Annotated in this window: 26 protein-coding genes; 22 read left to right on the top strand and 4 right to left on the bottom strand. The window is 62.7% G+C overall.

What is annotated here, in order from left to right:
• Nucleotides 1–14 precede the first annotated feature (14 nt).
• From napG to BN1137_RS10435, 14 genes are all read left to right on the top strand, one after another.
• On the top strand, nt 15–749 hold the full coding sequence (napG, locus tag BN1137_RS10500) for a ferredoxin-type protein NapG (RefSeq protein WP_050718548.1): 735 nt from the start codon (nt 15–17) through the stop codon (nt 747–749).
• Entirely contained in the window at nt 746–1,621 is an 876-nt protein-coding gene (napH, locus tag BN1137_RS10495; RefSeq protein ID WP_050718547.1) for a quinol dehydrogenase ferredoxin subunit NapH, read from the top strand. The genes napG and napH overlap by 4 nt, the downstream gene beginning before the upstream one ends.
• Nucleotides 1,621–2,076 carry a nitrate reductase cytochrome c-type subunit gene (locus BN1137_RS10490; RefSeq protein ID WP_050718546.1) on the top strand — a complete coding sequence of 152 codons (456 nt, stop codon included), beginning with the start codon at nt 1,621–1,623 and terminating at the stop codon, nt 2,074–2,076. The genes napH and BN1137_RS10490 overlap by 1 nt, the downstream gene beginning before the upstream one ends.
• Before the next feature lie 11 nt (nt 2,077–2,087).
• Nucleotides 2,088–2,678 carry a cytochrome c3 family protein gene (locus BN1137_RS10485; protein WP_050718545.1) on the top strand — a complete coding sequence of 197 codons (591 nt, stop codon included), beginning with the start codon at nt 2,088–2,090 and terminating at the stop codon, nt 2,676–2,678.
• Nucleotides 2,679–2,913: 235 nt separating this feature from the next.
• The gene (gene moaB, locus BN1137_RS10480; RefSeq protein WP_050718544.1) at nt 2,914–3,420 is read left to right on the top strand and encodes a molybdenum cofactor biosynthesis protein B; all 507 of its coding nucleotides are present in this window, start codon (nt 2,914–2,916) and stop codon (nt 3,418–3,420) included.
• 174 nt (nt 3,421–3,594) lie between these two features.
• A complete protein-coding gene (gene moaC / locus BN1137_RS10475) occupies nt 3,595–4,110 on the top strand; it encodes a cyclic pyranopterin monophosphate synthase MoaC (protein ID WP_050718543.1) in 516 nt (171 codons plus the stop codon).
• On the top strand, nt 4,107–4,352 hold the full coding sequence (moaD, locus tag BN1137_RS10470; protein ID WP_050718542.1) for a molybdopterin synthase sulfur carrier subunit: 246 nt from the start codon (nt 4,107–4,109) through the stop codon (nt 4,350–4,352). The genes moaC and moaD overlap by 4 nt, the downstream gene beginning before the upstream one ends.
• A 2-nt stretch (nt 4,353–4,354) precedes the next feature.
• Nucleotides 4,355–4,849, top strand: a complete 495-nt coding sequence (gene moaE / locus BN1137_RS10465; protein ID WP_050718541.1) for a molybdopterin synthase catalytic subunit MoaE — start codon at nt 4,355–4,357, stop codon at nt 4,847–4,849.
• A gap of 78 nt (nt 4,850–4,927) precedes the next feature.
• The gene (gene modA, locus BN1137_RS10460; protein ID WP_050718540.1) at nt 4,928–5,656 is read left to right on the top strand and encodes a molybdate ABC transporter substrate-binding protein; all 729 of its coding nucleotides are present in this window, start codon (nt 4,928–4,930) and stop codon (nt 5,654–5,656) included.
• A 210-nt stretch (nt 5,657–5,866) separates the two neighbouring features.
• Nucleotides 5,867–6,547 carry a molybdate ABC transporter permease subunit gene (gene modB / locus BN1137_RS10455; protein WP_050718539.1) on the top strand — a complete coding sequence of 227 codons (681 nt, stop codon included), beginning with the start codon at nt 5,867–5,869 and terminating at the stop codon, nt 6,545–6,547.
• Between the two features lie 97 nt (nt 6,548–6,644).
• Nucleotides 6,645–7,700, top strand: coding sequence for a molybdenum ABC transporter ATP-binding protein (gene modC / locus BN1137_RS10450; RefSeq protein WP_050718538.1), 1,056 nt, complete (start codon nt 6,645–6,647; stop codon nt 7,698–7,700).
• Between the two features lie 131 nt (nt 7,701–7,831).
• On the top strand, nt 7,832–8,611 hold the full coding sequence (locus BN1137_RS10445) for an alpha/beta fold hydrolase (protein ID WP_050718537.1): 780 nt from the start codon (nt 7,832–7,834) through the stop codon (nt 8,609–8,611).
• 103 nt (nt 8,612–8,714) lie between these two features.
• Nucleotides 8,715–9,758, top strand: coding sequence for a plasmid segregation protein ParM domain-containing protein (gene parM / locus BN1137_RS10440; RefSeq protein ID WP_232306924.1), 1,044 nt, complete (start codon nt 8,715–8,717; stop codon nt 9,756–9,758).
• Nucleotides 9,751–10,584: a hypothetical protein gene (locus BN1137_RS10435; RefSeq protein ID WP_232306923.1), complete on the top strand. Its 834-nt coding sequence runs from the start codon at nt 9,751–9,753 to the stop codon at nt 10,582–10,584. Before parM ends, BN1137_RS10435 begins: the two co-directional genes overlap by 8 nt.
• Before the next feature lie 104 nt (nt 10,585–10,688).
• On the opposite strand, the gene moeB is transcribed toward BN1137_RS10435, so the two are convergent.
• Together moeB and moeA are read right to left on the bottom strand one after the other, a co-directional pair.
• Nucleotides 10,689–11,444 (bottom strand): molybdopterin-synthase adenylyltransferase MoeB, encoded by a 756-nt coding sequence (gene moeB, locus BN1137_RS10430; RefSeq protein WP_050718536.1) that lies wholly within the window; start codon nt 11,442–11,444, stop codon nt 10,689–10,691.
• Nucleotides 11,441–12,667 carry a molybdopterin molybdotransferase MoeA gene (moeA, locus tag BN1137_RS10425; RefSeq protein WP_050718663.1) on the bottom strand — a complete coding sequence of 409 codons (1,227 nt, stop codon included), beginning with the start codon at nt 12,665–12,667 and terminating at the stop codon, nt 11,441–11,443. Before moeA ends, moeB begins: the two co-directional genes overlap by 4 nt.
• 308 nt (nt 12,668–12,975) lie before the next feature.
• On the opposite strand from moeA, the gene folE reads away from it, so the two are divergent.
• The 3 genes from folE (at nt 12,976) to BN1137_RS10410 (ending at nt 17,965) form a co-directional block, all read left to right on the top strand.
• Nucleotides 12,976–13,632 carry a GTP cyclohydrolase I FolE gene (gene folE / locus BN1137_RS10420; protein ID WP_050718535.1) on the top strand — a complete coding sequence of 219 codons (657 nt, stop codon included), beginning with the start codon at nt 12,976–12,978 and terminating at the stop codon, nt 13,630–13,632.
• A 328-nt stretch (nt 13,633–13,960) separates the two neighbouring features.
• Nucleotides 13,961–15,616, top strand: a complete 1,656-nt coding sequence (locus BN1137_RS10415; protein WP_050718534.1) for a methyl-accepting chemotaxis protein — start codon at nt 13,961–13,963, stop codon at nt 15,614–15,616.
• Nucleotides 15,617–15,877: 261 nt separating this feature from the next.
• Nucleotides 15,878–17,965, top strand: a complete 2,088-nt coding sequence (locus BN1137_RS10410; protein ID WP_050718533.1) for a methyl-accepting chemotaxis protein — start codon at nt 15,878–15,880, stop codon at nt 17,963–17,965.
• Nucleotides 17,966–18,117: 152 nt separating this feature from the next.
• Here the strand turns inward: BN1137_RS10410 and BN1137_RS10405 are convergent, their stop codons facing one another.
• Nucleotides 18,118–19,848 carry a formate--tetrahydrofolate ligase gene (locus BN1137_RS10405; protein WP_050718532.1) on the bottom strand — a complete coding sequence of 577 codons (1,731 nt, stop codon included), beginning with the start codon at nt 19,846–19,848 and terminating at the stop codon, nt 18,118–18,120.
• Between the two features lie 66 nt (nt 19,849–19,914).
• Here BN1137_RS10405 and BN1137_RS10400 point away from each other — a divergent pair, with 66 nt between their 5' ends.
• The gene (locus BN1137_RS10400; RefSeq protein ID WP_050718531.1) at nt 19,915–20,352 is read left to right on the top strand and encodes a hypothetical protein; all 438 of its coding nucleotides are present in this window, start codon (nt 19,915–19,917) and stop codon (nt 20,350–20,352) included.
• A 94-nt stretch (nt 20,353–20,446) separates the two neighbouring features.
• Here BN1137_RS10400 and BN1137_RS10395 read toward each other — a convergent pair whose 3' ends face one another.
• Nucleotides 20,447–21,349 carry a LysR family transcriptional regulator gene (locus BN1137_RS10395; protein WP_050718530.1) on the bottom strand — a complete coding sequence of 301 codons (903 nt, stop codon included), beginning with the start codon at nt 21,347–21,349 and terminating at the stop codon, nt 20,447–20,449.
• A 109-nt stretch (nt 21,350–21,458) separates the two neighbouring features.
• Between BN1137_RS10395 and BN1137_RS10390 the strand changes: the two genes are divergently transcribed.
• The 4 genes from BN1137_RS10390 (at nt 21,459) to BN1137_RS10375 (ending at nt 24,448) form a co-directional block, all read left to right on the top strand.
• A complete protein-coding gene (locus BN1137_RS10390) occupies nt 21,459–22,019 on the top strand; it encodes a YceI family protein (protein ID WP_050718529.1) in 561 nt (186 codons plus the stop codon).
• Nucleotides 22,019–22,756 carry a hypothetical protein gene (locus tag BN1137_RS10385; protein ID WP_050718528.1) on the top strand — a complete coding sequence of 246 codons (738 nt, stop codon included), beginning with the start codon at nt 22,019–22,021 and terminating at the stop codon, nt 22,754–22,756. The genes BN1137_RS10390 and BN1137_RS10385 overlap by 1 nt, the downstream gene beginning before the upstream one ends.
• Nucleotides 22,757–22,941: 185 nt before the next feature.
• Nucleotides 22,942–24,063, top strand: coding sequence for an adenosylhomocysteinase (locus BN1137_RS10380; RefSeq protein WP_050718527.1), 1,122 nt, complete (start codon nt 22,942–22,944; stop codon nt 24,061–24,063).
• Between the two features lie 76 nt (nt 24,064–24,139).
• Nucleotides 24,140–24,448, top strand: coding sequence for an Rdx family protein (locus BN1137_RS10375; protein WP_050718526.1), 309 nt, complete (start codon nt 24,140–24,142; stop codon nt 24,446–24,448).
• Nucleotides 24,449–24,470 lie beyond the last annotated feature (22 nt).

Below are 24,470 nucleotides of genomic sequence, written 5' to 3'. Positions count from 1 at the left end.
GGCGGGGCGCGGGGATGAGTCGCAGCCGTCGCCAGTTTCTGACCGACCTTGCCAAGGGGGCCTGCAGTGTGGGCCTGCTTGGCGCGGGTCTGGGGGGAGTGGCCCGGCAGCAGGCGCAAGCGGTGCCGGCCCAGGCACTGCGACCGCCTGCAGCGCTGGCGGAGGCCGAGTTTCTCGGTGCTTGCGTGCGCTGCGGACTCTGCGTAGAGGCTTGCCCCTACGACACCCTCAAACTCGCCAGACTGCTGGAGCCGGTGACCACGGGCACCCCTTACTTCGAGGCGCGCAGCGTCCCCTGCGAAATGTGCGAGGACATCCCTTGCGTGGTGGCCTGTCCGAGCGGGGCGCTGGATCCGGCCATGACCGACATCGATCAGGCGCGGATGGGGGTGGCGGTGCTCATCGACCATGAGACCTGCCTCAACTATCTGGGGCTGCGCTGCGATGTCTGTTACCGGGTCTGCCCGCTCATCGATCAGGCCATCACGCTGGAACTCGTGCGCAACCCGCGTACCGGCAAGCACGCCATGTTCCTGCCGACCGTGCACAGCGAGTTTTGCACCGGCTGTGGCAAGTGCGAGCACGCCTGCGTACTGGAGACGGCGGCCATCAAGGTAGTGCCTCCTCGGCTCGCCAAGGGGGAGCTGGGTCATCACTACCGACTTGGTTGGGAAGAGAAGCGCAAGGCGGGCAAGTCGCTCATCGGTGAGCGGCTCAGCCTGCCCACTCGCAAGCCGGAGGGATCATGAGCCGCTATCCGGGGCAAGAGGCGAGAGAGAAGCTCGGCTGGTGGCGGTCACATCGCTTCCTGTTGCTGCGTCGCTTGAGCCAATTCGGCGTGCTGGGGCTGTTCCTGCTGGGACCGCTGGCGGGCGTCTGGATCCTCAAGGGCAATCTCTCCAGCTCCCTGTTGCTGGAGACGGTGCCACTGACCGATCCGCTCACCCTGTTGCAGACGGTGGCGGCGGGTCATTGGCCGGTTGCCACCCTGTGGCTCGGGGCGGCCATAGTGCTGCTGGGGTACTGGCTGGTCGGGGGGCGGGTGTTCTGCTCCTGGGTCTGTCCGGTCAACCTCGTCACCGATGCGGCGGCCTGGCTGCGCGTCCGGCTCGGCCTCAAGGGCAACGGCCAGTTTGGTCGTCACCATCGCTACTGGCTGCTGGCCATGGTGCTGGTGGTCCCGGCCTTGGCGGGCGTGCTGGTGTGGGAGCTGGTCAACCCGGTCTCGCTCGCTCTGCGCGGTCTGCTGTTTGGCATGGGGGCGGGTTGGGGTGTGCTGGTGGCCCTGTTTCTGTTCGATTTGTTTGTGGTGGAGCGCGGCTGGTGTGGCCATCTGTGCCCGGTGGGGGCCTTTTATGCCCTGCTCAACCGGGTTGGCTTTATCAAGATTTCTGCCAAGGGACGCGCGCGTTGCAGCAACTGCATGGATTGTTATGCGGTCTGCCCCGAGCGTCCCATCCTGCGCGGCCCGGTTCACGGTGCCAAGCGCGGTCACGGGCCCTTGATTGTGGCTCAGGAGTGCACGAACTGCGGCCGTTGCATCGATGTCTGCGCGGAGCAAGTTTTCGAAATCACTGTAGGTTTTGCCGTCAAGGCAGAGAAAATGTCGGAGAACACATAATGAAAAAGCTGATTGGAGCAATGCTGGCCTGTCTGATGGCGGGTTCCTTGATGGCGGCAGTCCCCGAAATCACCAACAGCACGGGGGGCATCAAGTCGGAGCGGGGAAGCACGGATCTGGCGACCGAAGCCGAAGCCGCGCCGCTCAAAAATTATCGTAAGGATGGCGACATCTACGATCGCCAGTACATGCATCAGCCCCCGCTGATCCCGCACGATATTCGTAACTACGAGGTGGATAACAAGGTCAACAAGTGCCTGGCCTGCCACAGCTTCAAGAACGCCAGTGCCATGAAGGCCCCCAAGATCAGCCCGACTCACTTCGAGACCCGTGACGGCATGACCCTGGGGGAAGTCTCTCCCCGCCGCTACTTCTGCCTGCAGTGCCACGTGCCGCAAGCGGATGCCAAGCCACTGGTCGGGAATACGTTCAAGCCTGTCGAAGCCCTGAACTGAGGAACACATAGATGAAATTACCCGGTTTTGTGCAACGACTGTGGACCACCTTCAAGTCGCCCTCCAAGGCGGCGCTCTGGGTGCTGCTGATGATGGGTTTCTTCGGCGGTGTCATCTTCTGGGGCGGGTTCAACACCGCCATGGAGGCCTCCAACACCGAGAAGTTCTGTACCGGTTGCCACGAGATGAAGGACAACGTCTTCGTCGAGTACCGTGACACCATCCACTACGCCAACCGCTCCGGCGTGCGCGCCAGCTGCCCGGATTGCCACGTACCCCACGAATGGACCTACAAGATCATTCGCAAGGTGCAGGCTTCCAAGGAGCTGTGGGGCATGCTGACCGGCAAGGTCGATACTCGCGAGAAGTTCGAGAGTCATCGCCGGGAGATGGCCGAGCGGGAGTGGCAACGGATGAAGGACACGGATTCGAGGGAGTGCCGTAACTGCCACAACTTCGAATACATGGACTTCTCCCTGCAGGGGCGGCGTGCCGCCAAGATGCACTCCACCAACCTGGCGAGCGGGGAAAATACCTGCGTCGATTGCCACAAGGGGATTGCGCACCAGTTGCCTGACATGACGGGTGTGAAAGGGTTTTAAGCAGGTGGCCAGAGGGTCGGGGAGACCCGGCCCTCTGCTTTTTCATCTTTATGAACGCGTTAATCCCATCTGTACGACAACTTTTGGTAGAATCCGTGCGCGATAACGCGACTCCCGCCTGTTCTCCTCTCATCCGCCAGCATGGCGCGGGCGGTATCTGGCCGAGTGAGTGCGTTTCATCCCTTCCCCTCTCGTGGTTAATGATTGCAGGCATTGTTCTAAGGCATCCAAACACATGGCACCAAAAAGCAGTGAATTCATTCCTCTCAAGATTGCCGTACTGACGGTTTCCGACAGCCGCACCTCTGCCGACGACAGTTCGGGCGACTACCTGGTATCGGCCCTCACCCAAGCGGGGCACAAACTGGCTTATCGGGCGCTGTGCGCCGACAATCTGTTCCGGGTGCGGGCCCAGACCAGCGAGTGGATCGCCGATGAGGCGGTGCAGGTGGTGCTGATCAACGGTGGCACTGGCTTCAATGAGCAAAACCGGGTCCCGGAAGCGGTCGGTGTGCTGTTCGAGCGCACCGTGCAGGGTTTTGGCGAGATGTTCCGCCAGCTCTCGTTTGCCGAGATCAAGGGCTCGGCCATGCAGAGCCGGGCACTGGCCGGACTGGCCAATCGTACCCTCATCTTCTGTCTGCCAGGCTCCACCGGTGCCTGCCAGCTGGGCTGGGAGCAGCTCATTCGGGATCAGCTCGATGCCCGTACCAAGCCGTGCAACTTTGTGACCCATCTTTGAATCAAGGCGCGTGCCCGTCACGCGTCACTCATTCCAGCTCGCAAGCAAGGGGATAGTGATGAACCTGACCCACCTCAACCAGAGCGGTGAGGCCCATATCATATGGGATGTGACCGACCGACAGCGCACCGGGTGCGAGATCCTCGTCGGAACATTCGTGATTAAGGGGGGTAAATGAATCTGACTCATCTCAACCAGAGCGGTGAAGCTCATATGGTGGACGTCACCGACAAGCAGGTCACCGAGCGAGAGGCGCGCGCCGAGGCGTTCGTGACCATGGCGCCCGCAACCCTGGCGCTGATCCTGAGCGGCCAGCACCACAAGGGGGATGTGTTCGCCACTGCCCGCATCGCCGGCATCATGGCGGCCAAGAAGACCGCCGACCTCATTCCGCTCTGCCATCCGCTGGCCCTTACCCGGGTGGAGGTAGAGATTGAACCCCAACCCGAGCACAATAGGGTGCATATTCGCACCCTCTGCAAGCTCTCCGGCAAGACCGGGGTGGAGATGGAAGCCCTGACCGCCGCCTCGGTGGCGGCGCTCACCATCTACGACATGTGCAAGGCGGTGCAAAAGGACATGGTGATCGAACAACTGCGGCTGGTCGAGAAGCGGGGCGGCAAGTCCGGTCACTTCCTGGCCCCGACCGGCGAAGGCAGTGCGCAAGAGCATTCGGGAGAGCAGGCATGATCAAGGTACTGTTTTTTGCCCAGGTGCGGGAGCTGGTCGGTTGCGACGAGCTCAGCCTGCCTTGCGACTACGCCTGCGCCGAGGATCTTCGCCGGGCGTTAAGCGAGCGCGGTGACAAGTGGGCGCTGGCGCTCGAAGCCGGCAAGCTACTGGTGGCGGTCAACCAGACATTGGTACCGCTCACCGCGGCGCTGGCCGATGGCGACGAGGTGGCCTTCTTCCCCCCGGTCACCGGAGGCTGATCATGAGCGAGGCAACCACCACCGATCGTATTCTGGTGCAGCGGGCCGACTTCTCCCTCGGGGTCGAGTACGAGCGGCTCGCCGCCCGTCACGACACCGGCGCCATCGTCACCTTCGTCGGCAAGGTGCGTGACTTCAATCAGGGGGAGCAGGTCAAGGGACTGGCGCTCGAGCACTACCCCGGCATGACCGAGAAGGCGCTTGCCGATATTGTTGCGCAGGCGCGCAGCCGCTGGCCGTTGCAGGAGTGCACCCTGATTCACCGCATCGGTGAGCTGCTGCTCGGCGATCAAATCGTGCTGGTGGCGGTGAGCAGCGCCCATAGGGACGCTGCGTTTGAAGCCTGCCACTTCATCATGGATTTTTTGAAGACCCGGGCACCGTTCTGGAAAAAGGAACTGACCGCCGAGGGGCTACAGCGCTGGGTCGAGGCCAAGGAGAGCGATAACGCCGCCGCGGCCCGCTGGTCACCAGCAAGTTCACATCATAGGGAGTGAGTCCCGCGAGGGAATTCCCCCATTTTGGGGCCCGGCAGAACCTGGCCCTCATTAAGGTGCAATAAAGGGAGTAAGGGAATGAAACAGTTGTTATCCGTGGTGTTGATCGGTGCCTGCGCCGGTGTGTTGCACAGTGGCGTGGCGCAGGCCGATGAGGTCAAGGTGGCCGTGGCGGCCAACTTCAAGGGCACCATAGAGCGCATTGGCAAGGACTTCACCGCCAAGACCGGCCATACCCTGGCCATCTCCTCCGCCGCGACCGGGGTGCTCTACACCCAGATCACCCACGGTGCCCCCTTCGATCTCTTCCTCTCCGCCGATGTGAAGACTCCTCAAAAGCTGGAACAGGAAGGCAAGGGCAGCGAGCGCTTCACCTACGCCATCGGCCAGTTGGGCCTGTGGAAGAAGGGCGGCCCGGCACCCGATGAAGCCGCACTGCGCAGCTGGAAGGGCAACCTCGCCATTGCCAACCCGAAAACCGCACCCTATGGCACCGCCGCCATGGCGACCCTCGAGCACCTCAAGATCGATCCCAAGCAATATCGTCTGCTGACCGGCACCAACATCGGCCAGACCTGGCAGTTTGTGGACACCGGCAACGCCGAGATGGGCTTCGTCGCCTGGGCCAACCTGGTGGAAGCGGGCAAGACCGGCGAAGCCTGGGCCGTGCCGAATGCGTTCTACCCGGCCATCGAGCAGCAGGGCCTGGTCCTGAAGAAGGGCGAGGCGGTCGATGCCCTGGTGGCTTGGCTCAAGGGCCCGGGCCAGCAGCAGATCAAGGCTGCCGGCTACGCCCTGCCGCAATGATGGCGTGAGCGTTGACTCTGCATGATGACTGGCCGGCCCCTGGGCCGGCCAGTTTTTACCATAAGGATGCAAACCATGCTGTTGCGTGAACCCGAGAGGGGATCTGGGGATGAGTGAAGGTAATCTGCTGGCTGCGTCTCGCTTGACCCTGACGTTGCGGCATGTCACCTCGGGGCCAGTGTTGGTTATTCACATTCGAGAGGAAACGCCATGAGCGAAGGCGATCTGCTGGCTGTCTGGCTGACCCTGAAGCTGGCCGCCAGCACCACGGGCATACTCCTGTTGCTGTCACCGCCACTGGCCTGGTGGCTCTCTCGTAGCCAGCACCGGCTCAGACCCGTGGTGGAGGCGCTGGTGGCGCTGCCGCTGGTGTTGCCGCCGACTGTGCTCGGATTCTATCTGCTGCTGGCCTTCTCCCCCTCTTATGGCTTTGGTGCCTGGTGGCGGGAAACCTTCGGCGCTCCGCTGGCGTTCAGCTTCCTCGGCCTGCTGTTTGCCTCCATCCTCTACTCCTTGCCCTTCGTGGTGCAGCCGCTTACCTCCGCCTTCGTCAACATGGGCAACAAGGAGCTGGAAGCCGCCGCCACCCTGGGGCTTGGGCCACTGGAGCGCTTCTTTCACATCATACTGCCGATGACGCTGCCGAGCTTCGTGATGGCGGCGGCGCTGGGCTTTGCCCATACCCTGGGGGAATTCGGGGTGGTGTTGATGATTGGTGGCAATATTCCGGGGGAAACCCAGGTGCTCTCCATCGCCCTGTTCGATCACGTGGAAACCATGGATTACCAGAATGCTCACTACCTGGCCGGCGGCCTGATGGGCTTCTCCCTCATCATGCTGGTACTGGTCTATGGCGTGCTGCAACGCCGCCAGCGGAGGCTATTCGGATGATGCAGGATCTCAACGCCCAACGCTGTTTCGGCAACCGCGCACCCGATAGGGAGCTGGCCTACGGTATGTGGCAACTTCGTCAGTGGAGGCTGTTCGTATGAGCCTGCATCTCAAAGCCCAGCGCCGCTTCGGTGGCTTCGAGCTCGATTGCGATCTCAAGCTCCCGTTGGGGGGCATACTTGGGCTGTTCGGCCCCTCCGGTTGTGGCAAGAGCACCCTGCTGAGGATCCTGGCCGGGCTTGATCGCCAGCCGACGGATGGCTTGCACTGGCAAGGACGGGAGCTGGCCAATCTGCTGCCAGAGGCGCGTCGCATCGGGCTGGTGTTCCAGGACTCTCGACTGTTTCCGCACCTGACGGTGCTGGCCAATCTGCAGCTGGCCGCACGCAAGGGCAGGGGCCGTTGGCAACCCGAGCCACTGGCCGAGCGGCTCGGTTTTGCCGAGCTGCTTGGTCAGCCGGCCCACGGCCTCTCCGGCGGCCAGCGCCAGCGGGTGGCGCTGGGGCGGGCCCTGCTGGCCGAGCCAGACTTGCTGCTGCTGGATGAACCTTTCTCGGCGCTGGACAGGCGTAGCCGCATTCATCAGGCCCATGTGCTGAGGGGATTGCAGCGCGAGAGCGGTCTGCCGATGATCTTCGTCAGCCACGCCATGGAGGAGGTAAGCCTCCTGTGCGACCAGCTGGTGCTGCTGGCCGAGGGACGAGTAGAGGCACAAGGCCGACCCGGCGAGATCTTCGCTCGCACCGATTTGTCGCTCGCCAGCCGTGACGACGCCGGCGTCATGCTGGAGGCCACCCTGGCCCATTACGACTCGGTCTCGCAGATGGCGAGCCTGCAGCTTGGGGATCAGCTGCTGATGGTGACCATGGAGCATGCCCCCGACGAGACCGGATCCCTGCAGATCAAGGTAGCGGGGCGGGATGTGGTGATAGCCACCGCCCCCATCGATCACTCCAGCCTCTCCAACTGCCTGGAGACCCGTCTGCTTGAAATTCGCGAGGTCAGGCCGGGCCAAACCTTGTTGCAGTTGGCTCTGGGGCAGCAGATACTGCTGGCCCGGATCACCAGCCGCTCCGCCAAACGGCTCGCGCTGGCGCCGGATCAGCGTCTCTACGCCTACATCAAGGCGGTGAGCCTGGTGGGCGAGGGCTAAACGCACGGCACTGGCTGGGGTACCATGCCCCTCCCGCAAGGAGCCAGCTCGCAGAGAACCGAAGGCATAGCCGACAGCGTAACGACAGTCAGATCATCAGGACAGGCATAGAGCCAACAGGGAGAGCGCGGGTGCGTCGCAACCAGGTAATGAAATCCCATGGGTTAGCCTTGCGCAGTGCGGGGGAGGGGCCGCTGCTGTTGCTGCTGCATGGGCTCGGCTCCTCCAGCCTCGACTGGCAGGCCCAGCTCGAGCACTTTTCTGAGCACTATCGGGTGGTGGCCCTCGACTTGCGCGGTCACGGCCAGAGCATGCAAGAAGGCCCCTTCGATGTCGGCACCCTGAGCGCCGACGTGGCGCGCTGGCTCGATGATCAACCAGAGCCCGCCTGGGTGGTGGGGCTCTCCCTGGGGGCCATGGTGGCGCTGGAGCTGGCGTTGCAGCTGCCCGGCAAGATCCGCGGCCTGGTGCTGGTCAACGGTTTCAGCGAGTTTTTGCTGGAGACCCCCAAGGAGCAGGAGCGTTACGCCCAGCGGCTGAAATGGCTGCGCTGGTTTGGCATGCGCCCCCTCGCCTGGTGGCTGGCGCGGGAACTCTTCCCCGGCCCCGAACTCGCCCAGTTGCGCAGCACCTTCCGGCTGCGGTTTGTGCAGAGCAACAAGAAGAAAGTCTACAGGGCCTTGCTCGGCGCCTTGCCCGGCTGGTCGGCCCGGGCAAGGCTCGGCGCCATCTGGCAGCCGGTGGCCATCATCTCCACGGCGCAGGACTATCTACCCCTCGCCAAACGGGTGGAACAATTCGCTGCCCTGCCCAACGCTAGCATCCACACCCCGCCGGGACACCACGCCTGGCCGGCAGAAGATCCCTCCGGATTCAATCATTTGCTTCACCGGATTTTAGAAACTCATTAAACTTGTCGCCCTTTAAGTCGTGTATGTATTGGTCCGATCGCCTTGCCAATGGCAAAAGGCAAGGCAATCGGACCCATTTTGCTCTCTCAATAGGTATTTCCTCATGTCTGAAGTAATAAAAATGGCCATCGATGATGGTTCGACCAACGTCAAGGTGAGCTGGATTGAGAACAAGGTGCTCAAGACCATCATCTCTCCCAACTCTTTTCGCAAGGATTGGAAGAGTGCCGCCCTGCGCAAAGACAAGAAGATCTACAACTACGAGATAGGCAATACCAAGTACACCTATGACGCCACCTCGGACAAGTCGCTGGCAACCACCCATGTGGAGTATCAGTACGACGACCTGAACCTGCTGTCGGTACACCATGCCCTGTTGCAAACCGCAGTTGCCCCCTGCGAGGTCGCCATCACGGTTACCCTGCCCATCACCGAGTTCTACAACCCGGACGATTGCCAGCGCAACGAAGAGAAGATAGAGAAGAAACGCCGCAACCTGATGCGCGACATCTCCCTCAACAAGGGCGAACTGTTCAATATCGTCAGCGTGGAAGTGATGCCGGAGAGCCTGCCGGCGGCCCTGTCCCGACTGATCGGTTCTGGCTGCAACGAGTTCACCAAGACGCTGGTGATCGACTGCGGTGGTACCACCCTGGACATGGGCATCATCGTCGGAGAGTTTGACGATGTATCCGACGTCTATGGCAACAACGAGATCGGTGTCTCCATGGTGACGGATGCGGTACGCAAGGCCCTGGCCGCTGCCGACAGCGACTCCAGCTACCTGGTCGCCAACGAATTCATCAAGCGCCGTCACGACATGAGCTTCGTGCGTGATGTGGTCAACGATGAGGTCCAGATCCCCAAGATCCTCGAGAAGATGCAGAACAAGATTGACGAGCTGGGTTCCCAGGTCGCCCACGAGGCGAAGAAGTTTGCCAAGAACCCGAACCGGGTCTACCTGGTTGGTGGCGGCGCTTCTCTGATCCACGAGGCTATCAAGGCAGCCTACCCGACTCTGGGTGAGCGGGTCGAACTGCTGGACGATGCGCAATCCGCGCTGGCTCGCGAGATCTGCCTCTACACCACCGAGGAAGACGAAGTCTATCGCGAGTCTGCGGTGATGGCCGGGGTTGATGATGAGTAGTCAACTCAAGCGCATGACCTTCTCCATCTACATGGATCCGGGTGCGCTGGAGTCTGATCGTTACGCGGTCGGGGTGTTGCAGAACTGGTATCAGCGCGCCCGCAAGATCCAGGACGGGGCGGAGCAGTTCGACTTCTCCAAGAGCCGCTTCCACAAGGATATCTACCTCTCTGGCATGTTCATGTACGTGTTGGCGCCGAACCTGTGCAAGGTCATCGCCAATGCGCTCGGGCCAGAGCAGGTCAGCCTGACCACCCTGCGCCACGCCTTTGCCAGCTGCGGTTTCAATCTGGGGGAGGGGAGCGAGACGGCCCCCTCCGTGACGGATGAGATGGTCGATCAGATAGTGGCGCGGCTGGCCCCCCGGCTGGGTCAGGGCAACACGGCCGAGATGATGGAGGAGATAGTGCAACGCCTGGGTCAGCCCCAGCCGATGGCGAACCCCGATCATCTGGTGGATGAGATTGTCAGCCGACTCGGTGAACAACAACCCACCGAGTTATGGGACGAGCTGAGGCAGGGGCTGCCGGGGTCGCTGGACCATGATCAGCTGGCCGAGGCCATCGCGGGAAAGCTGCCAGTGGCGGCGGTCGAGCCGGATCTGGCGCCGCTGCAGAGCAGCATCTTGCAGCTTTCTCGTCAGCTGGAAGAGCAATCCAAGCTCATTCGAGAGCAGCACCGGCTGATCCAGCGGCTGATCCAGCGGCTGGCCAGTCAGCCGGGCCGATCCGCTGGGCTGGACGAGTCGATGGCCGAGCCATTGATCGAGGATCTCTCGAGCCAGGTGGCCAACATGAAGAAAGTCAAGGCGAAGGGGCTTTTTTAAACCCCTGCCCAGCTTGTCTTCTGTTGATGCGAACAGCGATTCATGCAAAAAGCCGACCCTCGGGGTCGGCTTTTTATTGCGCAGATATTGCGTGGAGGAGGCTACTAGGGCTGCGAGCAGACCGGGCAGTCGGGGCGCTTGGGTAACTTCATCTCGCGAAAACCACCGGTCAGACCCTCGATCATCAGCAGGCGACCGCTGTAGCTCTTGCCCATACCGGCCAGCAGCTTGATGGCTTCGAGGGCCTGCAGGCTGCCCACCAGTCCCACCATGGGGGCCAGCACGCCCGCCTCGACGCAGGTCAGCGACTGCTCGCCAAACAAGGAGCTGAGGCAGGCGTAGCAGGGCTCATTCTCTTGCCAGGTGAAACTGCACAGCTGCCCCTCCAGCCGGATGGCGGCGCCGGAGACCAGCGGCACCCCGTGCTGGCGGGCACGCTGGTTGAGCAGGTTGCGGATGGTGACGTTATCGGTGCAATCGAGCACCAGCTGGTGGCTGGGCAACAGAGCATCGAGCAGCGCCTCATCGGCCAGTGTCGCATGGGTCTTCACCTCGAGCCAGGGGTTGAGGGCGCGCAGCGACTCGGCGGCGGAATCCACCTTGTATTGACCGATACGCTCATCGCTGTGCAGCACCTGGCGTTGCAGGTTGGAGAGCTCCACCTTGTCGAAATCCACCAGGGTCAGCTGGCCGACCCCGGCCACCGCCAGATACTGGGCGGCGGCGCAGCCCAGACCTCCGGCGCCAATGACCAGCACATGGGCCTGCTTGAGCGCCTCCTGCCCCTCGAAGTCGAAGGATTTGAGGATGATCTGGCGGTTGTAGCGCAAGAGCTCGGCGTCCGAGAGGATCTCGCTCACAGCAACAGCCCCGCGAAGGGCTCGACGGTGACGCTTTCCCCTGCTGCTACTCTGCCTCGTTCCTGCTCCAGCACTATGTAGCAGTTCGCCTTGGAGAGGGAGCTGAACACGCCGGAGTCCTGGGAGCCGGTGCTGCGCACCTCGAGGCCGCTCGGGCCCTGGCTCAGGATGCCGCGCTGGAAGTCCAGCCGACCTGGCGCTTTTTTCAAGGGTTCGCTCGCGGCGGCGCTGATGCGCAGGGGCGGCACCCAGGTCTGGCCGGCCAGTTTGGCCAGGGCCGGACGCACCAGTTGATCGAAGGTGACCATGGCGGAGACAGGGTTGCCCGGCAGGCCGAAGAACCAGGCGTTGGGCAGGCGGCCGAAGGCGAACGGCTTGCCCGGCTTGATGGCGAGCTTCCAAAAACCGATCTCGCCGAGCTCTTCGAGCAACTGCTTGGTGAAATCCGCCTCGCCGACCGAGACGCCGCCTGTGGTGATCAAGGCATCGGCCTCGCGATCGGCTTTGATAAAAGCGGCGCGAAGCGCAGCCGGATCGTCCGGGATGATACCAAGGTCGAGGCAATCGATGCCGAGCCGCGTGAGCATGGCCTTGACGCCGTAGCGATTGGAGTCGTAGATGTCGCCGTGGGCAAGGGGGGTACCGACCGGTTTGAGCTCATCCCCGGTGCTGAAGATGGCCACTTTCAGAGGGCGACGCACCGTCACGGTGGCGATGCCAAGGGATGCCAGCAGCGGCAGCTCACGGGGGCTCAGGCGCAGGCCGCTCGCCAGCACCTGCGAGCCTTCTGCCATGTCTTCACCGCGGCGGCGGATGTTCTGGCCGGGTCTGGGCTGGCTGGCAAAGCGCACCAGTTCTCCCTCGAGCTGCGCTTCCTCTTGCATGATGACCGCCTCGGTACCGGCGGGAACGGGGGCGCCCGTCATGATGCGGATGCAGTGGCCAGCGAGCCACTCGCCCTGATAGGGCTGACCGGCGAAGGCCTTGCCCGCCACTTTCAGCGGGGTGCCGGCGGCGAGATCGGCCAGGCGCACGGCGTAACCGTCCATGGCGGAGTTATCAAAGGGCGGTACCGACAGCGGGGAGGTGATGTCCTGGGCCAGGATCCGATCCAGCGCCTCTGGCAACGGCAGTTGCTCGGTGTCGCAGCTGCAGGCGAGTTGGTCCAGCATCCCTTGCAGGGCCTCGTTCAAGGGGAGCAGTGCGCCAGTGTCGAATCCCATCATCATGACCTCTTTGGTGTGGTAGAAGGCGGATTATCCCAAAAAAACCGCCACATGGGCAGGTTCGGTGCACAGGAATACGCGGCGAGCGGGCCTCGGGGAGTGAAAGGTGAGATTATCTCGCGTAATGCCCCCCATCTGGACGGCCTGTATGACAGGTAAAACACCACGGATTGACATAAAGTCAGGTGCTGGGCTTGAGTTAGTTCGAATTATGACAATAATCGCCCTGTAAGATTGCGCCACAGTAGAATGTCGCCTCAACAGAAGGCGGCCATCACAGTCCCTGAGCGTGGGAGAGTAAGAGAATGACGAATTTGAGTCAGGAAGCCCTGTTGGTCAGGGCAGCCCTCGAGGCCCAGGGCCTGGAGACACCGCTGGTGGCCAATGAACTGAACAGCCAGCAGAAGAGAGAGAAGATCGAAGGCCATATGCGCTCCATCATGGAGACGCTGGGGCTGGACTTGACGGATGACAGTCTGACCGAGACGCCGCACCGCATCGCCAAGATGTACGTGAACGAGATCTTCTCCGGCCTCGATTACAGCACCTTCCCCAAGGTGACGGTGATCGAGAACAAGATGAAGGTGGATGAGATGATCATGGTGCGGGACATCAGTCTCACCAGCACCTGCGAGCACCACTTCGTCACCATCGACGGGCTGGCCCACGTGGCCTATATCCCCCGTGGCAAGGTGATTGGGCTGTCCAAAATCAACCGTATCGTGCAGTTCTTCGCCCGGCGTCCCCAGGTGCAGGAGCGCCTCACCCAGCAGATCCTGCTGGCGCTGCAGACCCTGCTCGGGACCCGCGACGTGGCCATCAGCATCCGCGCGACCCACTACTGCGTGAAGGCCCGCGGCGTGATGGACTCCACCTCCTACACCACCACCACCTCCCTCGGTGGGGTATTCAAAACCCAGCCGGACACCCGTTCCGAGTTTCTGGGCGGTCTGAAAGGCTGATCTGCCAGAGGCATGCCATCGCGGCATGCCTTATCTTTACTCCTCCTCACTATTTTGTGCTGAGTTTTAATCAAAAAACTCCTAAAGGCATGGCTGTATCGGGTCGATATAGCTCTCCATGCCAGTGGGTGATCGGTGCGAAGCACAGGATGCTCTCGCGGCGATGACCCGTTTCGACCAGGGCCTGCGAGCCAAGGCCCTGGTGCCCCCGTTTCAGCGAGGCGGGAGCGCTTGATGTACTGCAATGGATGGCAGCTATCGTGTTCCGTGCCAGGAGGGCACAACCCAGAAGACGGATGCTAGTTAATCACCCATTGCAGGACATGCCATGAATCCCAGTACCATGACGATAGGCAAGAAACTCACCGCCGGCTTTGCCGTGCTCGGCCTGATGATGGCCTTCATCGGCGGCTTCTCGCTGCTGCAGTTTGGCAACATGAACCGGGCCGCCACCGGTTTCACCGACAGTATCTTGCCTGCCGTGGTGCGCACCAGCACCCTGGGTGAGACCATCAATGCCCTGCGCCGCTATGAGCTGGACGTGTTCCTGGTGGCAGACGATCCCCAGCAGAGAGCCCATTACCGCGATGCCAGCGAGCAGAGCCTGCGCGAAGCCGATCGGCAGGTAGCGGCCCATGACGCCACCATCTGGGCGGAGGATGTGGCAGAGCGCCGCGCCTTCGACATCGTCAAGGCGGACTGGAGCAAGTACGTCGCCCTGCACCAGCGCATCAAACAGATGCAGGACAGCGGCCAGATGGCGGAGGCCCAGCGCATCTTTATGGCGGAGGGGGTCAACCTCTATACCACTTTGTCCAAGTCGGTGGCGGATCTTATTCAGATCAACCACGGCTATGCCGTCAACTCCCGGGCCCAGGTTGTATCCGCCTTTGACAGCGCCAAGCTGAGCATCATCGTCGCCTTGCTGCTGGGGTTGGGGCTGGTGGCCGTGCTCTCCACCGTGCTGACCCGTCAGATCCGGGACCCGCTGGTGATGCTGGCCCGTCAGGCCCAGCGTATTGCCAGTGGCGATCTCGGCAAGGGTGAGCTGCAAGAATGGATCCGCAACGCTCGCTTCAAGCGCGATGAACTGGGCCAGCTCGGCACGGCCATCGATCGCATGCAGGGCTCCCTTGCGGATCTGGTGAGCGAGATCTCGGGCTCGGTCAGCCAGCTCAGCAGCGCGGTGGAGGAGATGAGTGCTATCTCCGAGCAGTCCGCCAAGGGCATGGCCAGCCAGCAGAACGAGGTGTCCCAGGTCGCCACCGCCATGAACGAGATGCAGTCCACCGTCTTTGAAGTGGCGCGCAACACCACGGATGCCATGAGCGCCGCCAAGGCCGCGTCCCACACCTCGAGTGAAGGTCATCGGGTGGTGGGGCGTGCCATCGGCAGCATCGAGCAGGTGTCCCAGCAGATTGAGCAGGCGGGCGGCGTGGTGCAGCAACTGGAGCAGGACAGCGCCAACATCAGCATGGTGCTTGACGTTATTCGCGGCATCGCCGAGCAGACCAACCTACTGGCGCTCAACGCTGCCATCGAAGCGGCCCGGGCCGGCGAGCAGGGCCGTGGCTTTGCGGTCGTCGCTGACGAGGTGCGCTCCCTGGCGCAGCGTACCCAGAACTCCACCGCCGAGATCAGCAAGATGATCGAGGTGTTGCAAGGGCGCACGACGGAGGCGGGCAGTGCCATGCAGCTGAGTCGTCAGCAGATGCAAAGCAGCGTCGAGCTGGCGCGGGAAGCGGGCAACAGCATCGACAGCATCAACGGCGCCGTCACCCAGATCTCGGACATGAATACCCTGATCGCCACCGCCACCGAAGAGCAGAATGCGGTGACCGAAGAGCTCAACCGCAACATCGTCAACATCCACAATGCTGCCGACGAGAACGCACTGGGCGCCCAGCAAACCGCGCAGGCCTGCGTCGAGCTGAGCAAGCTGGCCACCTCGCTGCACCACATGACCCAGCGCTTCACGCTCTGAGTCTGATGGCAGTGAGATAAACCAAGGCCCCGCCCGTCAGCGGGGCCTTGTGTTTGTCGGCCATGGGCAGGTGATTGGTGAAGTAATTCGCTGCCTGGCTCGGCTTTGACCTTGCTCTTTATCTGCCTACTGCCGGGTTTATCGCAGGCTATTCGGCCTCGCTCACAAAAGCGCGATGAATTTCACTGTGGTGAGTTCACGCCGCTCACATCAGCCCTTATGATGCCCCCCTTTTTTGACCCTTGAGACGCCACTTTCGCCATGTTCCGTTCCATCAAATACCAAGTCATGTTTTTTGCGGGTTGCATCCTGCTGGCCACCGTCCTCAGTGTGGTGGGGTATAGCTACGTCTCCCTGGCCAGCCTGCAGGAGAAGATCCAGCAAGAGAGCCACGACACTGCCCGCCAGCAGGCCAAACAGTGGTTGCTGACCCTGGCGGATGGTCAGGCGAGCGAGGTGGCGCGTTCCTTCGAACTGGCGCTGGATGCGGGGGAAACTCTGGCGGCGCTGCTGGCGGGCAACGTCCATCAACGCGAGCCCCTGAACCGGGACGAGGTCACCGCGCTGCTCAAGGATATCGGCGATCGCAACCCGGATTTTCTCAGCATCTACAGCGGCTGGGAGGCCAATCGCTTTGACGGTCAGGATGCGCTTCATACCGGGAACGGCCAACATAGCCAGGCATCGGGCAACTTCGCCCCCTACTGGAGCCGTGGTGCGGCCGGTTTTAGCCTCAAACCGCTCGGCGATTTCTACAGCAAGACGCCGAGCGCGACCGGGATCCGCGCCTCCGAGTGGTATCTCTGCCCGCAGGAGAGCAAGGCCAGCTGCGCGGTGGATCCGTCCGTCTATCAGGTCAACGGTCAGCCGACCCTGCTGACCTCCTTCGTGGTGCCGGTGCTGGATGGTGATCACTACCTCGGTATGGTGGGGGTCGATTATTCCCTGAACTACCTGCAACGCCTCGCCGCCAACATCAGCCAGCGAGTGTTCGAGGGGCAGGGGCGGGTGCGCATCATCAGCCCCATGGGCATCATCGCCGCCGACTCTCGCGATGGCGCCGCGGTCGGCCAGCGGCTGCAGGATCCGCAGTTGCTGGCACAGCTGCAGCGCGGCCAGGCGGGCAGTGAGGAGAATGGCGATCAGCTGCGGGTCTTCGCCCCCATCAACCTCAACAAGGTGACGCGGGCCTGGGGGATTGTCATCGAGGTGCCGAGCAGCGCGCTCTATGCCGACTACGAGCTGACGGCGCAGGCCCGTGCCAAGGCCTTTGGCAACGGGATCTGGACCCAACTGCTGGTGGGCATGCTGGTAGCTGGTGCCGGCTTGGCCGGCATCGCCCTGGCGGCGGGATCCATCTCCAGGCCGGTGCAGCAGACGGCCCGCATGGTGACGCGGCTTTCCAGTGCCGGCGGCGATCTGACCCAGCGTCTGGATCAGAGCCGCCGTGACGAGACCGGGGCCCTGGCCCAGGGGATCAACCAGTTTGTGGCGACGGTGCAGGGCATAGTGACCGACACCGCTGCCAGCGTGCATGAATTGCAGCAGGCAGCGGCGAACTCGGCCCGCCAGGCGCAGCAGGGGTTGGCCAACAGCCGCCACCAGCTGGAGCAGGTCGAACTGGTGGCCACCGCCATTCATGAAATGTCCTCGACCGCGGACTCGGTCGCCAGCAGCGCCCAGATCACGGCGCAGGCGGTAGATGAGACCCGCCATGCGGTGCACAAGGGCCAGCAGGTGGTGAGTGCCTCCGCCAACGGCATACGTCAGCTGAGCGAGCAGGTGAGCGAGGTGTCTGACAAGATCACCGCCCTGCAGCAGCAGGGGATGCAGATAGGCAGCATCCTGGACGTGATCCAGACCATCTCGGAGCAGACCAATCTGCTGGCGCTCAACGCCGCCATCGAGGCGGCTCGCGCCGGTGAGCATGGACGAGGGTTTGCGGTGGTGGCCGACGAGGTACGCACGTTGGCATCCAAGACCCGGACCTCGACCCAGGAGATCCAGCAGATGATCGACCGGCTGCGGGAGACCACCAGCGCCGCGGTCAGTACCATGACCGAGGGCCGCCATTTGAGCAGCCTGGCGCTGCAGGATGCGGAGCAGGCGGTGGTGGAGCTGGCAACCATAGTGCAGGCCGCCGATCGCATCGGCGACATGGCGACCCAGATAGCGAGCGCCGCCGAGCAGCAGTCCAAGGTGAGCGAGGAGATCAACCACAACGTCAGCAACATCCACGAGCTGGCGACCGCCTCCACCCAGGTGGCCAGGGAGCAGGATGCCCAGAGCCAGCAGATGCATGGGCTGACGGAGACGGTGATGAGCAAGCTGGGCCGTTTCCACTATTGATGGAACACTGACATGCTCATAAAAAAGACCCCGCCGATTGGCGGGGTCTTTTGTTTCGGGAGGTAGCAGTACGACAGGCTGTTATTAGCTCAGTCCTACTATCTCGCCGTTGTCATCGATATCGATATGACGGGTCATTGGGGCAGGCTGCTTCAGCTCAGTCCGACGATGTCGCCGTTGTCGTCAATATCGATATGACGGTAGGCGGGCAGGCTGCCAAGGCCCGGCATGGTCATGATGGGGCCCGCCAGGGCGTAGACGAAGCCGGCGCCGGCGCACAGTCTCACCTCTTCGATGGGCACCTCGAAGTCGGTGGGCACGCCCTTGAGGGCGGGATCGTGACTGAGCGAGAGCGGCGTCTTGGCCATGCAGATGGGCAGATGGTCCCAGCCCGCCTGTGACAGCGCCGCCAGCTGACCCTTGGCCTTGTCCGAGAGGATGACGCCGCGGCCGCCATAGCCACACTCCACCAGGGTGGCGAGCTTGGCGCTGAGGCTCATGGTGTCGGGGTAGAGCAGTTTGATATCGCTTGGGCGCTCGCAGGCTTCGACCACGGCGCGGGCCAGCTCGCTCGCCCCAGCACCGCCCTGAGTGAAGGCGTGGGAGAGGGCGACGCCACAGGCACCGGCCCGGTTGGCCTCGGCCATCAACAGATCCAGCTCGGCCTGGCTGTCGCTCGGGAAGCGGTTGACCGCCACCACCACGGGCACCCCGTAGCGGCGGGCGTTGGCGATGTGCCAGGCGAGGTTGGCGCAGCCCTGGCGCAGGGTCGGCAGATCCTCTTCCCCAAGGCTCGCCGGCAGTGGCTGGCCGGGGCGGATGTCGAGCAGGCCGCTGTTGGCCTTGAGACTGCGCACCGTGGCCACCAGCACCACGCAGGATGGGGCTATGCCGGACTGGCGGTACTTGATGTTGAAGAACTTCTCCAGCCCCATGTCGGAGCCAAAGCCCGCCTCGGTCACCACGTAGTCGGTCAACCCCAGGGCGATGTGATCGGCGATGACCGACGAGTTGCCGTGGGCGATGTTGGCGAAGGGGCCGGCGTGCACCAGCACCGGCGTCTGCTCCGTGGTCTGCATCAGGGTCGGTTGCAGCGCCTCCTTGAGCAGCACCGTCATGGCGCCGGCCACTTCCAGCTGTTCGGCGGTGATGGGCTTGCCGTGCAGATCCAGCGCCAGCTGGATGCGACCGATGCGACTGCGCAGATCTTGAAGGCCGGTGGCCAGCGCCAGGATGGCCATCAGCTCGGAGGCGGCGGTGATGACGAAGCGATCTTGGCGCTCTACCCCATCGTTCGGACTGCCCTGACCGACGCTCAGGTGGCGCAGGGCGCGATCGTTCATATCCAGGGTGCGTGGCCAGAGGATGTTGGCGGCATCGATATCGAGCCGTGCCAAGCCGGTCTTGGCGGTGAATTCGGCGCCGAGCCGTTGTTCGTGGAACAGGCGGGCATCGAGCGCCGCGGCTGCCAGGTTGTGGGCGGCGCTGAGGGCGTGGAAATCACCGGTCAGGTGCAGGTTCATCTCCTCCATCGGCACCACCTGGGCGTGGCCACCGCCGGCGGCGCCCCCCTTGACCCCGAACACAGGCCCGAGGCTCGGCTGGCGGATGGTGGCGATGCTGGGCTGACCGATGTGATTGAGGCCCATGGAGAGGCCGAGGGTGGTCACTGTCTTGCCCTCGCCAAGGGGGGTGGGGGTTATGGCGCTCACCAGCACCAGCTTGCCTCGCTGATCGCTCGACTGTTTGAGCAGATCTAGGCTCAGTTTGCCCTTGTGATGACCCTGGGGGCTGAGCTGGGCGGCCGGAATACGCAGGCGCCGGGCCAGTTCGTCGATGTGCAGGCGGGGGGACTGGCGGGAGATCTCGATATCGCTTAGCATCAGCACCTCGTTGGCATGTCAGGTTGAAACTGCGGCGAAGTCTAGAGGAATCAATAAGGTTATCCAATGAGTAATAATATTTTATCCGGCAGTCGTGAGCCCCATCAAAGCCCCATCCTGCTGGATCTCAATGCGCTCTATCATCCCCCCAAACAGCCGTTGACCGCGCTTGGCATCGTCAGCGCCTTCATCCCCTTGTTTGGTTACGGTTGGCAGGCGATGACCCAGGATCCCCTGACTCATTTTCGCCATGAGATAGCCAAGCGCATCAACAAGCACAAGACGGATGAGGCCAACCTCACCCTGATCCTGCAACTGGCGGGCATGCTTGACTGCCATTGCCTGCACATTACCTTGCCCTATGTGCCGAGTGATGAGCAGCTCGCCACCCTGCAGCGCCGGCTGCCACGCTGGCAGCTGACCCTGTGCGAGCAACTGCTGGTGGCCGAGCTACCGTTGCCCGCCAAGGCGGCTAACCCGCAGAGCGAGCCGCCCCGGCCCTGATCCGGGCCTCTGTTTCCCCTCAGTCACCAGGCCGCCCTCGGCCTGGCTAGCTGCGCTGCACCTCGTTGGCATCTCTGCCATATATCCCGACGGTTCAGACCTCGCGATCCCAGTAATGGGGCGCGAGGTAGCGCTCCTGCACAAATTCGATGAAGCAGCGCACCTTGGCCGAGACGAAACGGCGGTGGGGATAGAGCGCATAGAGGCCGATCTGCCCCTTGTCCCACTCGGGGAAGAGCGAGACCAGCTCGCCTGAGCGCAGTGCATCCCCGACGATGAAGGTGGGCTGCCAGATGATCCCCATGTGATTGCAGGCGGCCCGGGTCAGCACCACCCCATTGTTGGCCCGCAGCGGCCCTTGCGGGCGCACGCTCAGCTGCTCGCCGTTGCGTTTAAACACCCAGTCCGGCTGGGTCAGGGTGTAGATGAGGCAGTCGTGCTGCTTGAGCTCCTCCGGGCTCTTGGGGGTGCCGTGCTTCGCCAGATAGGCCGGGCTGGCACAGACGTCCAGTTTCATCATGGCCAGCGGCTTGGCGATCAGCGAGGAGTCCGGCAGATTGCCGATGCGCAGCGCCAGATCGAAGCCCTCTTCCACCAGCGCCACCCGCCGATCGCTGTACTCAATCTCCAGCTTCAGATCGGGAAAGCGCTCGCGAAACAGCGGCAGGGCGGGGGAGAGGTGCAAGTAGCCAAAGTCCATCGGCACCGACAGCTTGAGGGTGCCCTGGGGTTGCTGGTTGTTGCGAGTGAGCTGGCTGTGGGTCTCTTCCAGCTCGGCCAGCAGGGCCTGGGAGCGCTGGTAGTAGAACTGGCCCGCCTCGGTCGGGTTGACCTGACGGGTGGTGCGCGACAGCAGCCGGGTCGACAGCGACTCCTCGAGCTGCTGCATCAGCTTGGAGGTCATGGCGACCGAGATGCCGAGCTGGTGGGCGGCCTTGGTAAAACTCTGGCACTCCACCACCTTGATGAAGGTACGCATGGCGGCTATCTGATCCATATTCCACTCTCAGTTGATAATTATTTTAATAAATCGATGATTATCTATTGCTACAGGGAGGTTAGCATTTTGGGTATCGATGTGAACCCCCAATGAAGGAACGAACCGAATGAAAATGACCAAGGCCCTGCTGGCTTCCTGCCTGTTTATGGCGGCTCCCCTGATGGCGGCCGATTATGATGTCGACGCGGCGCACACCACTGTGCAGTTCAAGGTGGGCCACCTCGGCTTCTCCGAACTGATCGGCCGTTTCGACACCTTCAGCGGTACCTTCAGCATGGATGAGGCCAACCCGACCTCGGCCAAGGCGAGCTTCGAAATCGACGCCGCCAGCGTGGATTCCAACCACGAGGCGCGCGACAAGCACCTGCGCAGCCCCGACTTCCTGGACGTGAAACAGTACCCCAAGATGACCTTCGTCAGCAGCGGCTATGAAGGCAGCAAGGACAAGGGCGTGCTCAAGGGTACCCTGACCCTGCACGGCGTCAGCAAAGAGGTGGCCTTCGATTTGGTCCACATCGGCGAAGGCAAGGATCCTTGGGGCGGCTATCGCAGCGGCTTCAACGCCACCACCACCATCAAGCGCAGCGAGTTTGGCGTGAACTACATGCTGCCCGGCATTCCTGACGAGATGAGCATCAACCTGTTCGTCGAAGGCGTGCGCAAGTAATGGGCGCAGCACTCCTGCTACAAACCCTGGCGGCTCCTTTGGGGGCCGCTTTGCTGTCATGGCGCTGGCCACGGCTGGGGTATCTGTGGGGCGCCCTAGCCATCTGGCTGGTGGGCTGCCTGCTCGGCGGTGCCTATGGCCTGCCGGTCAAGGCCTGGCAATGGCTGCCGCTGACTCTGCTGGTGCCCGCCATCGCGGCGCAACTGACCGACAAGCGGGCCGCCGTTGCGCTGTTCGCCCTGCTCGCCGCCCTGGTGTGGTGGCAGGGGCTGGCCTCGGTGCTGGGCAGCGAACCCCGGATCTGGCTGGCCCTGCTGCCGGCCATCGCCTGGTTTGGCTGGACCCAATGGTGCGGTGACAGCCAGGAAGGGCTGGGCTTTGCGCTCGGTTTCATCTGGCTGGCACTGGTCATCGGCATCGATGGCAGCCTGCTGATCGCCCAGCTGGCAGGGGCGCTGGCGGCCTTCGCCGGTTTCCGTGCCCTGCTCGGCGCCTTCGCCGCTCGGCCGGCATCCCCTGGCGCGCTGGCGCTCGCCCTGGCCTTGGTGCAGATGCTCGCCTGGCAGTATGTGGAAGTGCCGCTCGTGGTGCTGCTGCCGGTCTGGTTGTTGCCGCTGCTGGAGTGGGCATTGCGCAACAAGCCCTGGCTGCCCCGTTGGGGCCTGCTGATCCTGGTGGCAGGGATAGGTGCAGGAATGAGTCTGTGGTGGGTCTGGCCTGAAGCATCCCTTTATTAAATTTTGCATGAAAAACATGCGATTAACTCAGGATTTGATGGGTCAGTCATAGTCTGCGCAGATAAAGATTGAGCACCATGGTGGTTTCAGATAAAAAGGATTTTCAATTATCTGGATACACACAGAACCCGGCCATGCCGGGTTCTGTTTGCCTGCTTGTTTGCGGCACGCTAAGGAGGCCACAGTTGCGCAGTCAAGGATCTGAGCATCTGTTTTTTCGCCATTTCACCGAGCAGGGACGCCTCGAGGGCCTCTGTATTCTGCTGGTCACCCATTTGCTCCCCGATCGACCCCAATTTATCCGGGCACTCGATCAGATAGGGCGCATCGGCGCCATTTTGCCAAAACCCAAGTCAGTTCACGGAGCGACACTGATCTGGGCCCAACAGCACTACCCTGTACTGCCCCTCAACCGCCACTGGACCAATGATCCCGAAGGGGTGATTGCCCAGATAGTCCCGCTGGTGCAAGCCCACGAGCGGCTCATCATCCTGGACATCGGCGGTTATTTCGCCAAGACCCAGGCCATCTTGCACGAGCACTTCGGCAGCCGCTTTCTCGGGGTGGTGGAGATGACCGAAAACGGTCACCAGCGCTACGAGCTGGAGCCGCTGTCGACACCGGTCATCTCGGTGGCGCGCAGCCCGCTCAAGCAGGCCGAAGACATCCAGATTGGCCTGAGCGTGGTCTACTCCGCCGAATCCCTGGCCCGCACCCTCAACCGCACCTTCAATGTCTGCCAGGCGGCCCTGTTTGGTTACGGCAAGGTGGGGCGCAGCATCGCCCGCGAGCTCAGGTGTCGCAACCTGCATCTGGAGCTGGTGGAGACGGATGCCCTGCGCCAGGTGGAGGCGATATCCCACGGCTTCAAGCTGGTGGGCAAGGAAGAGGCGCTCAGCCGGGCCGAACTGGTGATCTGCTCCACCGGCAACGGTTCGCTGGATCTCGCCGATCTGCAGGCGCTGCGCCCGGGGGCCATGCTGGCCTCGGTGACCTCCGCCGATGATGAGTTCGCGTTTTGCCTCTCCCGGCTCTCTTGGCCGAGCGAGGAGGTGTGCCCCCATGTGCTGGCGCTGACCCGCCCGGATGGCAGCACCATCTTCCTGCTCAACCACGGCGAGGCCGTCAACTTCGTGCACGGCGCCGTCATCGGCGAGTACGTCTATCTGGTGCTGGCGGAGATCATCGAGGGGGTGCGTCAGTTGGCGCAGCAGGAGACGCTGCCTGGCCTGTTCGATCTGCCGCAGGCTACCATGAATGCCATCGCCCGCCACTGGCTGGCGGATTTTCACGGGGTCACACAATGACAACAGCGGCCACACTCATTGTTGAGCGCCATCCTGGCCATCCCCACCGACTGGCAGCACCGCAAGGAGCCACCCCATGACTGAGACCACCCCGATGCTCAAGCCCCGCATCGAGATCCGCTACTGCACCCTCTGCCGCTGGATGCTGCGCGCCGCCTGGCTGGCCCAGGAGCTGCTCTCCACCTTCGACAGTGATCTGGGGGAGGTGGCGCTGGTCCCCGCCAGCAAGGGGGAGTTCAAGATCCTGGTGAATGGCATTCAGGTATGGGACAGGGTGATTGACGAGGGGTTCCCCGAGGCCAAGGAGATCAAGCAGCGGGTGCGCGATATCATCGCCCCCGAGCGCGACCTCGGTCATTCGGATCGCAAACCCGCCACCGAGTGAGATCTGGCGACAGAATAACTAA

The organism is Aeromonas tecta, assembly GCF_000820185.1.
GTDB lineage: Bacteria > Pseudomonadota > Gammaproteobacteria > Enterobacterales > Aeromonadaceae > Aeromonas > Aeromonas tecta.
Note: the sequence above shows the minus strand (reverse complement) of the source record. Positions and strands in the feature narration are given on the sequence as shown.

Bases quoted from the DNA above. Each gene is read 5' to 3' on its own strand.
- moaD (WP_050718542.1), top strand. From the start codon at position 4,107: ATGATCAAGGTACTGTTTTTTGCCCAGGTGCGGGAGCTGGTCGGTTGC.
- BN1137_RS10485 (WP_050718545.1), top strand. From the start codon at position 2,088: ATGAAATTACCCGGTTTTGTGCAACGACTGTGGACCACCTTCAAGTCG.
- moaE (WP_050718541.1), top strand. From the start codon at position 4,355: ATGAGCGAGGCAACCACCACCGATCGTATTCTGGTGCAGCGGGCCGAC.
- BN1137_RS10490 (WP_050718546.1), top strand. From the start codon at position 1,621: ATGAAAAAGCTGATTGGAGCAATGCTGGCCTGTCTGATGGCGGGTTCC.
- modB (WP_050718539.1), top strand. From the start codon at position 5,867: ATGAGCGAAGGCGATCTGCTGGCTGTCTGGCTGACCCTGAAGCTGGCC.
- BN1137_RS10415 (WP_050718534.1), top strand. From the start codon at position 13,961: ATGAATCCCAGTACCATGACGATAGGCAAGAAACTCACCGCCGGCTTT.
- modC (WP_050718538.1), top strand. From the start codon at position 6,645: ATGAGCCTGCATCTCAAAGCCCAGCGCCGCTTCGGTGGCTTCGAGCTC.
- moeA (WP_050718663.1), bottom strand. From the start codon at position 12,667: ATGGGATTCGACACTGGCGCACTGCTCCCCTTGAACGAGGCCCTGCAA.
- BN1137_RS10390 (WP_050718529.1), top strand. From the start codon at position 21,459: ATGAAAATGACCAAGGCCCTGCTGGCTTCCTGCCTGTTTATGGCGGCT.
- napH (WP_050718547.1), top strand. From the start codon at position 746: ATGAGCCGCTATCCGGGGCAAGAGGCGAGAGAGAAGCTCGGCTGGTGG.
- BN1137_RS10405 (WP_050718532.1), bottom strand. From the start codon at position 19,848: ATGCTAAGCGATATCGAGATCTCCCGCCAGTCCCCCCGCCTGCACATC.
- moaC (WP_050718543.1), top strand. From the start codon at position 3,595: ATGAATCTGACTCATCTCAACCAGAGCGGTGAAGCTCATATGGTGGAC.
- BN1137_RS10385 (WP_050718528.1), top strand. From the start codon at position 22,019: ATGGGCGCAGCACTCCTGCTACAAACCCTGGCGGCTCCTTTGGGGGCC.
- BN1137_RS10410 (WP_050718533.1), top strand. From the start codon at position 15,878: ATGTTCCGTTCCATCAAATACCAAGTCATGTTTTTTGCGGGTTGCATC.
- BN1137_RS10435 (WP_232306923.1), top strand. From the start codon at position 9,751: ATGAGTAGTCAACTCAAGCGCATGACCTTCTCCATCTACATGGATCCG.
- parM (WP_232306924.1), top strand. From the start codon at position 8,715: ATGTCTGAAGTAATAAAAATGGCCATCGATGATGGTTCGACCAACGTC.
- moaB (WP_050718544.1), top strand. From the start codon at position 2,914: ATGGCACCAAAAAGCAGTGAATTCATTCCTCTCAAGATTGCCGTACTG.
- BN1137_RS10375 (WP_050718526.1), top strand. From the start codon at position 24,140: ATGACTGAGACCACCCCGATGCTCAAGCCCCGCATCGAGATCCGCTAC.
- BN1137_RS10395 (WP_050718530.1), bottom strand. From the start codon at position 21,349: ATGGATCAGATAGCCGCCATGCGTACCTTCATCAAGGTGGTGGAGTGC.
- BN1137_RS10400 (WP_050718531.1), top strand. From the start codon at position 19,915: ATGAGTAATAATATTTTATCCGGCAGTCGTGAGCCCCATCAAAGCCCC.
- folE (WP_050718535.1), top strand. From the start codon at position 12,976: ATGACGAATTTGAGTCAGGAAGCCCTGTTGGTCAGGGCAGCCCTCGAG.
- modA (WP_050718540.1), top strand. From the start codon at position 4,928: ATGAAACAGTTGTTATCCGTGGTGTTGATCGGTGCCTGCGCCGGTGTG.
- napG (WP_050718548.1), top strand. From the start codon at position 15: ATGAGTCGCAGCCGTCGCCAGTTTCTGACCGACCTTGCCAAGGGGGCC.